The 11,914-nt window shown below is 49.5% G+C and carries 8 protein-coding genes; 5 read left to right on the top strand and 3 right to left on the bottom strand.

What is annotated here, in order from left to right; genetic code table 11:
* Positions 1-268 precede the first annotated feature (268 nt).
* The 3 genes from pflB to ycaO all read right to left on the bottom strand — a co-directional run bounded on the left by pflB (position 269) and on the right by ycaO (position 5,720).
* Positions 269-2,551 carry a formate C-acetyltransferase gene (gene pflB / locus AC0Z7K_RS01925; RefSeq protein ID WP_413528428.1) on the bottom strand — a complete coding sequence of 761 codons (2,283 nt, stop codon included), beginning with the start codon at positions 2,549-2,551 and terminating at the stop codon, positions 269-271.
* Positions 2,552-2,625: 74 nt separating this feature from the next.
* Positions 2,626-3,483 carry a formate transporter FocA gene (focA, locus tag AC0Z7K_RS01920; RefSeq protein WP_413528429.1) on the bottom strand — a complete coding sequence of 286 codons (858 nt, stop codon included), beginning with the start codon at positions 3,481-3,483 and terminating at the stop codon, positions 2,626-2,628.
* A 473-nt stretch (positions 3,484-3,956) separates the two neighbouring features.
* Positions 3,957-5,720, bottom strand: a complete 1,764-nt coding sequence (gene ycaO / locus AC0Z7K_RS01915) for a 30S ribosomal protein S12 methylthiotransferase accessory factor YcaO (RefSeq protein WP_485612536.1) — start codon at positions 5,718-5,720, stop codon at positions 3,957-3,959.
* A 423-nt stretch (positions 5,721-6,143) separates the two neighbouring features.
* Between ycaO and serC the strand changes: the two genes are divergently transcribed.
* The 5 genes from serC (at position 6,144) to ihfB (ending at position 11,692) form a co-directional block, all read left to right on the top strand.
* The gene (gene serC / locus AC0Z7K_RS01910) at positions 6,144-7,229 is read left to right on the top strand and encodes a 3-phosphoserine/phosphohydroxythreonine transaminase (protein ID WP_485612535.1); all 1,086 of its coding nucleotides are present in this window, start codon (positions 6,144-6,146) and stop codon (positions 7,227-7,229) included.
* Positions 7,230-7,333: 104 nt separating this feature from the next.
* The gene (gene aroA, locus AC0Z7K_RS01905; protein WP_485612533.1) at positions 7,334-8,617 is read left to right on the top strand and encodes a 3-phosphoshikimate 1-carboxyvinyltransferase; all 1,284 of its coding nucleotides are present in this window, start codon (positions 7,334-7,336) and stop codon (positions 8,615-8,617) included.
* A 198-nt stretch (positions 8,618-8,815) separates the two neighbouring features.
* The gene (cmk, locus tag AC0Z7K_RS01900) at positions 8,816-9,514 is read left to right on the top strand and encodes a (d)CMP kinase (RefSeq protein WP_112166358.1); all 699 of its coding nucleotides are present in this window, start codon (positions 8,816-8,818) and stop codon (positions 9,512-9,514) included.
* Between the two features lie 120 nt (positions 9,515-9,634).
* Entirely contained in the window at positions 9,635-11,347 is a 1,713-nt protein-coding gene (rpsA, locus tag AC0Z7K_RS01895; protein WP_056769263.1) for a 30S ribosomal protein S1, read from the top strand.
* A gap of 60 nt (positions 11,348-11,407) precedes the next feature.
* Entirely contained in the window at positions 11,408-11,692 is a 285-nt protein-coding gene (ihfB, locus tag AC0Z7K_RS01890) for an integration host factor subunit beta (protein ID WP_013574835.1), read from the top strand.
* The last annotated feature ends 222 nt before the right edge of the window (positions 11,693-11,914 follow it).

The following is an 11,914-nucleotide window of genomic DNA, read 5'->3' as shown; positions in this document are numbered from 1 at the left end:
TGCGGGTTATTCTCCATATTGACCAATGAATAGCAGTCTAAAAGTGCGGATGCTGGCCTGGCAGAGATAAACTGGGTTCTATCTGTTTATGATACCAGACAATCAATAAGGTTGATTGCCAGCGATTGCCGGAACTGCTTTGCCAGACTTCCACAATCATAGCGCTCTGGCAAAACAGACTGTCGGGCAGACAGTAAAGGATAGGGCGGATGAAACAAAGGCTCCACAGTGTGGAGCCTTTTTATCAACTAAACCAGAGCGTTAGTTATTACAGGGACTTGGTGAAAGTACGGGTAATAACGTCTTGTTGCTGTTCTTTAGTCAGTGAGTTGAAACGTACAGCGTAACCAGAAACACGGATGGTCAGCTGAGGATAGTTCTCAGGGTGTTCCATCGCGTCTAACAGCATTTCACGGTTCATTACGTTCACGTTCAAGTGTTGGCCACCTTCGATGGACGCTTCATGGTGGAAGTAACCATCCATCAGACCCGCGAGGTTCGCTTTACGAACATCATCGTCTTTACCCAGCGCATTTGGAACGATGGAGAAGGTATAAGAAATACCATCTTTCGCGTAAGCAAACGGCAGTTTAGCAACGGAGGTCAGAGAGGCTACAGCACCTTTCTGATCACGACCGTGCATTGGGTTAGCGCCTGGACCGAATGGCGCACCAGCACGACGACCGTCTGGGGTGTTACCAGTTTTCTTACCATAAACCACGTTAGAGGTGATGGTCAGAACAGACTGAGTTGCTACAGCGCCACGGTAGGTACGCAGTTTCTGAATTTTCTTCATGAAACGTTCTACCAGGTCACAAGCGATGTCATCTACGCGAGAATCGTTGTTACCGAACTGTGGATATTCGCCTTCAATTTTGAAGTCGATAGCTAGGCCGTCTTCGTCACGGATGGTGCTAACTTTGGCGTATTTGATAGCAGACAGGGAGTCAGCAGCAACGGACAGACCTGCGATACCACACGCCATAGTGCGATAAACATCACGGTCATGCAGCGCCATCAATGCAGCTTCGTAGCTGTATTTGTCGTGCATGTAGTGAATGATGTTCAGGGCAGTCACGTACTGTTTAGCCAACCAGTCCATGAAGTGATCCATGCGATCCATGACTTTGTCATAGTCAAGCACGGTATCCATCATTGGCGCTTCTTTCGGGCCAACCTGGATTTTCATTTTTTCATCAACGCCGCCGTTGATTGCATACAACATGGTTTTCGCCAGGTTTGCACGTGCGCCGAAGAACTGCATTTGTTTACCCACAACCATCGGGCTCACGCAACAAGCGATAGCATAGTCATCGTTGTTGAAGTCAGGACGCATCAGGTCATCGTTCTCATACTGTACAGATGAGGTATCGATAGACACTTTCGCAGCGTACTTTTTAAAGTTCATTGGCAGCTTTTCAGACCACAAGATGGTCATGTTCGGCTCTGGTGAAGGCCCCATGGTGTAAAGGGTATTCAGGAAGCGGAAGCTGTTTTTAGTGACCAGTGTACGACCATCAACACCCATACCTGCCAGGGATTCAGTCGCCCAGATTGGGTCACCAGAGAACAATTCATCATACTCAGGCGTACGCAGGAAACGTACCATACGCAGTTTCATGACCAGATGGTCGATCAGTTCCTGAGCTTGTTCTTCGTTCAGTTTGCCCGCTTTGATATCACGATCGATGTACACGTCAAGGAAGGTAGATACACGGCCGAAGGACATTGCAGCGCCGTTCTGAGATTTCACCGCAGCCAGATAGCCAAAGTAAGTCCACTGAACTGCTTCTTGTGCGTTAGTCGCAGGACCAGAAATGTCGTAGCCGTATTTCGCAGCCATTTCTTTAATCTGACCCAGAGCACGGTGTTGTTCTGAGATTTCTTCGCGCAGCTGGATGGTCATTTCCAGATTCACGCCGTTTTCCAGATCGTCTTGCAGAGACTGGAACTGTGCGAATTTGTCAGCCATCAGGAAGTCGATACCGTACAGCGCAACGCGACGGTAGTCACCAATGATACGGCCACGGCCATACGCATCTGGCAGACCAGTCAGAACACCGGATTTACGGCAGTTCAGAATGTCTTTAGTGTAAACGTCGAACACACCCTGGTTATGGGTTTTGCGGTAATCGGTGAAGATTTTTTTCAGCGCTGGATCCAGTTCACGGCCATAAACTTTACATGAACCTTCTACCATTTTGATGCCGCCGAATGGGATCAGGGCACGTTTCAATGGCGCGTCAGTTTGCAGACCAACGATGGTTTCCAGAGATTTGTTGATGTAGCCAGCGTCATGAGAAGTGATGGTAGCCGCAACGTCAGTATCGAAGTCAACAGGAGCTTTGGTGCTGTTCTCCAGTTTGATACCTTCCATTACTTTATCCCACAGGGTGGTTGTCGCTTGTGTCGCGCCAGCCAGGAAGGACTCATCACCTTCATACGGGGTGTAGTTCTTCTGAATGAAGTCACGGACGTTAACGCCATTCTGCCATTCACCCGCACTAAAACCTTGCCATGCGTTGGTCAATTTTTCATTGAGCTTGGACATTTTGCACCTACCTTCTAATTTGGATTTCTTTAAAAAATCGCGTGTAAAACTGTCGTAACGAGATCCACGTTGAATCAGTGATTTTTCTCATCGCGAAGATATATGACCCAGTACGTTAACCCTACCAGCAAACCACCCCCAATGATGTTACCTATGGTCACAGGGATGAGGTTGTCGATGATAAAGTTACTGATGTTTAATTCTGCGAACTGTGCCGGCGTTGTACCGACAGCTTGCCAGAATTCGGGTGTTGCAAAGTTCTTAATGACGATACCTAAGGGGATCATGAACATGTTGGCGATGCTGTGCTCGAAACCGCTGGCGACAAACATGGCGACCGGCAAAATCATGGCAAACATTTTATCCATCAGGCTGCGGCCGGAGTAACTCATCCAGACAGCCAGGCAAACCATCAGGTTAGCCAAAATCCCAAGGCAAACGGCTTCGATAAAGGTGTGATGCATCTTATGGTCGGCTGTTTGCAGAACGTTCAGTCCCCACAAACCGTTATCGACCATGTATTCACCGGAGAACCAAATCAGGGCAACAAAGAACAGTGCGCCGATCAGGTTGCCAACATAGACATTGGCCCAGTTGCGTGCCAGTTGTCCCCAGGTGATACGTCCGCTGGCTTTAGCAATAACAATCAGCACAGTGGAAGTGAACAGGTCTGCACCACACACGACGACCAGCATCAGACCCAATGAGAAGCAAATGCCCCCGACGAGTTTTGCCAGGCCGAATGGAACGGTCCCGGTGCCAGTGGTGGAAGTGATATAAAAAGCAAAGGCGATAGAAATAAAGACGCCAGCAGTAATGGCTAAAAAGAACGTTTTTAACGGCTGTTTGGTGGCTTTATAAACGCCGGCATCTTCAGCAACTTTAGCTGTAGCGGCGGGTAATATAAGATCGAAGGGGTTGTCAGCTTTCACATTAACTCTCTTATTCAGGGCTATGCACTGCGCAACGAGATACTAGCAAAGCAGTATAACGTAAAAATTGACGTGGATCATAAGGGGAGAATTTTAGTGGTTTATAGGCTACTACTGAATGGGTGCTTTGTTGGGTAACTTGTTGAAATTATTAAATTAAAAACATTTTAAATTTTACAAAAAAAGTTGATAGATACTTAAAATATTTTTATTAATAAGTGAATGAAAATGATTGCCTGTTAATTATTATCATTTATTTCAGTTCGATTTCATTACACATAATTAACGTTGTCGGTTTTTGCGGCTATTAACGCCCGAAAAAGGCCATTCATCGTTATTTAGCGCGAAATTACACGCCATTTCCTTAGCTGAGTCAAACCTTAGATCCCTGATAAAAGCAGCAGGCGAGAAAGGCAGATAATAAAACCGGCAGAAATGTCTGCCGGTTCAGATTTGTCATCGTGCGGTAATAATCAGGCCTTGGACCAGTGACGACGCTTTGCCACCTGTAACTTCTCGTAGGCGCCGAGTAAGGCCTGATGGGCTGGCAGCGCTTTAAGATCTGGATCAACCGCAAACAGGCTGTGGAAACGCACTTCGCCGCTAATTGCCGCAGAAGCATCTTCCACCGCTTTCTGACCGTACATTTTCACGAAGGCATTGTAGTACTGAGCCGGTTCGCGATCTTCTTCCAGCGAAAGCTGAAGCAAGGTTTGCAGACAACGATAATAGTTGTTGCGTTCGTCGCTGTAGACCGATGAGTTAAACTCATGTGCCCATTCCGCCCAGGTCAGTGCCTGATCGAAATCACCGCCCGCCAGTGCAAGCATTGATTTCAGCTCGCCAACGCGCAAAGTGTACCAGCCGTTATCTTTACCGCTGGCGATACCCAGCAACTCGCGCACGCGGGTGAAGTCATCCAAACCTTCATCATCAAGCTGAGTTATCATCTCGAGATAGGTTTCTTTCGGCAAATCGCTGTCCGGCAGTGCCAGAAGCTGCTCGCGCAGGTGTGCGCCCATGCTGTTATTGGCCAGCAGTAAATCTTCCGCCGGATAAATATCAGACATGCCCGGAACGATGATGCGGCAGGCATAAACGTCCAGATGCTCGTAATCGGCAATGTATACTTCAGCACCTTCTTTATCGAAGATGGCCATCAGCGTGGCGAACTCTTCTTCGGTCGATCCGCTGAAGCTCCAGTCAGCAAACGGATAGTCTGCGTCTTGTTTAAACATATCCCACGAAATCAAACCGCTTGAATCGATGAAGTGCGTTTCGAGGTTAGCGTGTTCGGCAACTTCTTCGTCGTCGAAGGTCGGCGGGGTGAACACATCCAGATCTTTCAGGCTGCGGCCCTGCAGTAATTCGGTCACAGTACGCTCGAGCGCCACGCCGAAATCAGGGTGCGCGCCAAATGAGGCGAAACAGGTACCGTTGGCCGGGTTGAACAGAACTACGCAAATGACCGGATAGTTGCCGCCCAGTGAGGCGTCATAAGAGAGGATCGGGAAACCTTCTTCTTCCAGTTTCGCAATAGCTTCCACCACGCCCGGGTAACGCGCCAGCACGTCGGCAGGAATTTCAGGCAGGCTGATAGATTCTGCAATGATGCGGTTTTTAACGTAACGCTCGAAGACTTCTGACAGACCCTGCACACGAGCCTCGTTGGCGGTGTTACCGGCCGACATCCCGTTGGAGACATACAGGTTGCTGATGATGTTCATCGGAATGTACACAGTTTGCAGATCAGACTGACGGGTGAACGGCAGGGCGCAGATTCCGCGATCGGGATTGCCCGATTGCAGATCGACCAGATCGCTGGCTACCAGCTCTTTGTCGGCATCGTAAAACTCATGCAGGCGCTCATCCAGAATGCCTTCCGGCAGCGCGTTGTCTTCGGCAATCGGGAACCATTTTTCGTTCGGATAATGAACGAAATCACTATTGGCAATTTCTTTACCCAGATAGAAATCGGCGAAGAAATAGTTTGTCGACAGACGCTCAAAATATTCACCCAACGCAGACGCCAGAGCGGCCTTCTTGCTCGCACCTTTACCGTTGGTGAAACACAGCGGACAGTCGCGATCTCGGATATGCACGGACCAGACGTGCGGAACCGGGTTCAGCCAGGAAGCTTCTTCGATGTTAAAACCGAGATCGGTGAGTTTTTGTTGGAAGCGGGAAATGGAGTCTTCCAGCGCCGCGTCTTTACCAGGAATAAAAGTTTGCGTCATTGAGTTCACTTTTGAGCGTGCTAAAAACGCGCAATGATACGGGGTTTTACGACGTACCTCCACGTATTCGTGTTAAGAATGTAATCGCGTTGTAACGCGCTAAGCCTGTCTATAAGGAGGCATCCGATAAGCGACTGTTTTTCTACTATCTGTGTAGCCGGGTGAAAGAGCTCAAAGTGGGTGAAAAGGCAGTCTGTCCACGTGGTCAGAATCTTACGTGGGTCAGGGCGCTGAACACGGTGCGCGTGTGAACAGATAATCCTGTTAAATCAGCTTTCCAGGGAGGAAAGAACCTTGTGACCCAGATCTCATCGTTGATTATCAGGTCGTCATCAATAACCGTTGCAGACTGCTTGTCTCGGATGATAAAACCGGTAAATTAATGGTTACTATGTGGCTGTCTCAGAGAAGTGGTGAGGGGAAATGACTCAGGTTTATAATTTTAGTGCAGGCCCGGCAATGATCCCGGCAGAAGTATTGCGTCGTGCGGAACAGGAACTTTGTAACTGGCACGGGTTGGGTACTTCGGTGATGGAAATCAGTCACCGCAGTAAGGAATTTATCCAGGTAGCCGAAGAGTCCGAAAAGGATATTCGTGACCTGCTGAATATTCCGTCGAACTATAAAGTTCTCTTCTGCCATGGCGGCGCGCGTGCGCAGTTTGCCGCAGTGCCGATGAATCTTCTGGGTGATAAATCGACCGCAGATTACATTGATGGCGGTTACTGGGCGCACAGCGCAGTAAAAGAAGCCCAAAAATACTGCACGCCCAATGTCATTGACGTCACCACCACGATTGACGGCAAACGCGGCATTTTACCCATGAGCGAGTGGAAGCTGAGTCCAGATTCTGCCTATGTTCATTACTGCCCGAATGAGACTATCGACGGCGTAGCTATCGATGAAATGCCTGATTTCGGTGACAAAATTGTGGTTGCTGATTACTCCTCCTGCATCCTGTCCCGCCCGATCGATGTGAGCCGCTTTGGTGTGATTTACGCCGGCGCGCAGAAAAATATCGGTCCTGCCGGCCTGACCCTGGTGATCGTCCGTGAAGATCTGCTGGGTAAAGCGCGCACTGAGTTGCCTTCCATCCTTGATTACACCGTGCTGGCCGATAACGATTCTATGTTCAACACCCCGCCGACGTTTGCATGGTATCTGTCTGGTATGGTCTTCAAATGGCTCAAAGAGCAGGGCGGCCTGCGTGAAATGGAAAAACGTAATCAGGCGAAGGCCGAATTACTGTACGGCGCCATCGACCGCACCGGTTTCTACCGTAACCCTGTTGCCGCGGCTAACCGTTCTTGGATGAACGTGCCATTCCAGATGGCGGATGCTTCTCTGGACAATTTATTCCTGGAGCAGGCGCAGGCAGCCGGCCTGCATGCACTGAAAGGCCATCGTGTAGCTGGCGGTATGCGCGCATCTATTTATAATGCGATGCCTCTCGAAGGTGTGAAGGCTCTGACCGACTTTATGGCGGAGTTCGAAAAACGCCACGGCTAAGCGGGCTGGCTTTCGGGCAAGCAAAATGCTTTTGTAAGAAGCCTTAAAAATGACCCCGATTTACAATCCGGGGTCATTTTATGAAATGAAGAATTGGAGAAAGAGTGGAATCCCTGACATTACAACCCGTTGCATTGGTTAACGGTAGCATCAACTTACCCGGCTCAAAGAGTGTTTCTAACCGTGCGCTTCTACTGGCTGCTTTTGCACAGGGTACTACCCGCCTGACTAACCTGCTCGACAGCGACGATGTGCGCCATATGCTCAATGCGCTGACGCAGCTGGGTGTTGCGCATCGCCTGTCTGCTTCCCGCACTGAGTGTGAAATCGACGGTCTGGGCACGGCTTTTTCCAATGCTAAAGGGCTGGAATTGTTCCTCGGAAATGCGGGCACTGCGATGCGTCCTCTGGCTGCTGCATTATGTCTGGGCGAGCAGGACGTCGTACTTACCGGCGAACCGCGCATGAAAGAGCGTCCGATTGGCCATCTGGTTGATGCCCTCCGTCAGGGCGGCGCGCAAATTGATTATCTCGAGCAGGAAGATTATCCGCCGCTGCGCCTGCGCGGTGGCTTTACCGGCGGTGAGGTCAGCGTGGATGGCAGCGTATCCAGTCAGTTCCTTACTGCTTTATTGATGACCGCGCCTTTGGCTGAAAATGACACCACAATTCAGATCAAGGGTGAACTGGTTTCTAAGCCTTATATCGACATCACCCTGAACCTGATGAAGACCTTCGGAATTGAAGTCGAAAATCATCAATACCAGCAGTTTCGCATCACCGGTAAACAGCAGTACGTTTCGCCGGGTGCTTATCTTGTGGAAGGGGATGCGTCTTCCGCGTCCTACTTCCTGGCTGCGGCGGCGATCAAGGGCGGCACCGTTCGCGTCACCGGTATCGGTAAAAACAGTATGCAGGGTGATATTCGCTTTGCTGACGTTTTGGAAAAAATGGGCGCAAAAATCCACTGGGCTGATGATTATATCGAATGCACTCGCGGTGAGCTGAAAGGCATCGACATGGACATGAACCATATCCCTGATGCAGCCATGACCATCGCCACGGCGGCGCTGTTCGCACAAGGTCCAACGAGACTTCGCAACATTTATAACTGGCGTGTAAAAGAAACTGATCGTCTCGCGGCGATGGCGACGGAGCTGCGGAAAGTTGGGGCGACAGTGGAAGAGGGTGAAGATTATATTCGTATAGAACCGCCGCAATCCCTTAAATTTGCAGAGATTGGCACGTATAACGATCATCGCATGGCGATGTGTTTCTCGCTGGTCGCGCTTTCCGATACGCCGGTTACCATCCTTGATCCGAAATGTACGGCGAAAACGTTCCCTGATTATTTTGAACGTCTCGCGGCAATAAGTACGCTGGCATAGTCTATAACTATGTGGGTCAATGCAGCGGACATCCTTGATGTCCGTTTTTTTTTGCTTATTCTCTTTGAGAACCGTCCGCTTTTTAGACAACTGGTCAATGTGGGGTAACAGTTACCGCAAAGGCAGCGTATAATGCCGCTCCTGAATTAGTCCTCTCAGGCTAATGAAGCGGGTATCACCCACCGAAAGGAGACAAAAATGACGGCTTTAGCCCCGGTAATCACCGTTGATGGGCCAAGTGGTGCAGGTAAAGGTACGTTGTGTAAAGCGTTGGCCGAAGCCTTTAACTGGCATCTGCTCGATTCTGGTGCCATTTACCGCGTTTTAGCGCTGGCTGCACTGCATCATCAGGTTGATATCGTCTCAGAAGAGGCGTTAGTTCCGCTGGCCGCACATCTCGACGTGCGTTTTGTCGCTCAGGATGGGCAGTTACAAGTAATTTTAGAAGGTGAGGATGTCAGCAATGAAATCCGCACCGAAACGGTAGGCAATACCGCGTCGCAGGCGGCCGCTTTCCCTCGTGTCCGCGAAGCGTTACTGCGTCGCCAACGCGCATTTCGTGAGGCGCCGGGCCTGATTGCAGACGGACGAGATATGGGTACTGTGGTATTCCCCGATGCACCGGTGAAAATATTTCTCGACGCCAGTTCCGAAGAGCGTGCCAACAGAAGAATGCTACAGTTGCAGGAAAAGGGCTTTAGTGTTAACTTTGAAAGGCTTTTAGCCGAGATCAAAGAACGCGATGATCGGGATCGTAATCGATCCATTGCGCCTTTAGTGGCTGCTTCCGATGCGTTATTACTGGATTCAACCAGTATGTCCATCGATGAAGTCATCGAAAAAGCGTTGGCTTACGCCACAGAAATTCTAGGGTTACCGCAAAAACAAACCCGGTAATCGAGCCGTAATCTGGTGCTGGAGTCTATTCAGTGCCAGTTTTGGCTATAGTTTTTTTTAACCTCGCCGCAAGGATCTGTAGCGGGGCATTTGAAACAACCCCATCCAGCAGGACGCCAGATGGACGTTAAACTTAAGAACCTAAAGATTAACAACATGACTGAATCTTTTGCTCAACTCTTTGAAGAATCCTTAAAAACAATCGAAACCCGTCCTGGTTCCATCGTTCGTGGTGTTGTTGTGTCCATCGACAAAGATATCGTACTGGTTGACGCCGGTCTGAAATCTGAGTCTGCAATCCCGGCAGAACAATTCAAAAACGCACAGGGCGAACTGGAAATCCAGGTTGGCGACGAAGTTGATGTTGCGCTGGACGCTGTCGAAGACGGCTTCGGTGAAACTCTGCTGTCCCGTGAAAAAGCTAAACGTCATGAAGCTTGGATCACGCTGGAAAAAGCTTACGAAGAATCTGCAACTGTTACCGGTGTTATCAACGGTAAAGTTAAAGGCGGTTTCACTGTTGAGCTGAACGGTATCCGCGCGTTCCTGCCAGGTTCCCTGGTAGACGTTCGTCCTGTTCGCGACACGCTGCATCTCGAAGGCAAAGATCTTGAGTTCAAAGTCATCAAACTGGACCAGAAACGCAACAACGTTGTTGTTTCCCGTCGTGCAGTAATTGAGTCTGAGAACAGCGCAGAGCGCGATCAACTGCTGGAAAACCTGCAGGAAGGCATGGAAGTTAAAGGTATCGTTAAGAACCTCACTGACTACGGTGCATTCGTTGATCTGGGCGGCGTTGATGGCCTGTTGCACATCACTGACATGGCTTGGAAACGTGTTAAACACCCAAGCGAAATCGTCAACGTGGGCGACGAAATCACTGTTAAAGTTCTGAAATTTGACCGTGAACGTACTCGTGTTTCCCTTGGCTTGAAACAGCTGGGCGAAGATCCATGGGTCGCTATCGCTAAACGTTATCCAGAAGGTACTAAACTGACTGGTCGCGTTACCAACCTGACTGATTACGGCTGCTTCGTAGAAATCGAAGAAGGCGTTGAAGGTCTGGTTCACGTTTCTGAAATGGATTGGACTAACAAAAACATCCACCCATCTAAAGTTGTTAACGTGGGTGATGTTGTTGAAGTTATGGTTCTGGACATCGACGAAGAACGTCGTCGTATCTCCCTGGGCCTGAAACAATGCAAATCTAACCCATGGCAGCTGTTTGCAGAAACCCACAACAAGAACGACCGTGTTGAAGGTAAAATCAAGTCAATCACTGACTTCGGTATCTTCATCGGTCTGGACGGCGGCATCGACGGCCTGGTTCACCTGTCTGACATCTCCTGGAACGTTGCAGGCGAAGAAGCAGTGCGTGAATACAAAAAAGGCGACGAAATCGCAGCTGTGGTCCTGCAGGTTGACGCAGAACGTGAACGTATCTCCCTGGGCGTGAAGCAACTGGCTGAAGATCCATTCAATAACTACCTGTCTGTTAACAAGAAAGGTACTATTGTTACTGGTAAAGTCACTGCAGTTGACGCCAAAGGTGCTACAGTTGAATTAGCTGGCGGCGTAGAAGGTTACCTGCGCGCTTCAGAAGCTTCTCGCGACCGTATTGAAGACGCAACTCTGGTTCTGAGCGTTGGTGATGAAGTTGAAGCTAAATTCACCGGTGTTGATCGTAAGAACCGCGTAGTAAGCCTGTCCGTCCGTGCTAAGGACGAAGCAGACGAGAAAGATGCAATCGCTGTGGTTAACAACAAACCAGCAGAAGAAAGCAACTTCTCTAACGCTATGGCTGAAGCGTTCAAAGCGGCAAAAGGCGAGTAATGACGGGGGGCGGTTCTGCCGCCCCGATACGGTAGTTTAGCTGCAAAGCTTGGAGGTAATATGACCAAGTCTGAACTTATTGAAAGACTTGCTGGCCAGCACTCTCATATCCCGGCGAAAGCCGTTGAGGATGCAGTGAAAGAGATGCTTGAACATATGGCTGCAACCTTGGCTGATGGTGAACGCATCGAGATCCGTGGGTTTGGCAGTTTTTCTCTTCACTACCGTGCTCCGCGTGTTGGGCGCAACCCTAAAACTGGCGACAAAGTTGAGCTGGATGGCAAGTATGTCCCTCACTTCAAACCGGGCAAAGAGCTGCGTGATCGCGCGAACATTTATGGTTAAGGTTTCGGCCTGAATCGTGAATGACTGCCTATAGCGAATGCTAAAACGGTGCCTTTCAAGGCGCCGTTTTTTTTGGTTTAAATTATCCAAATTTATTTCTCAATTTCTCCCCCTTATTTGCGTAACGTCCCGCATTCCGTCGTTCTTCTTCTTGTCCCCTGTTCATCTCAATACCATACTCCAGCCAGAATCTGACCAGGGTGGTCGAATGATGAACGTAGA

Source organism: Rahnella sp. 1L-D-7-B-C2 (assembly GCF_057290995.1).
This window is presented reverse-complemented; position numbering and strand designations above follow the sequence as displayed.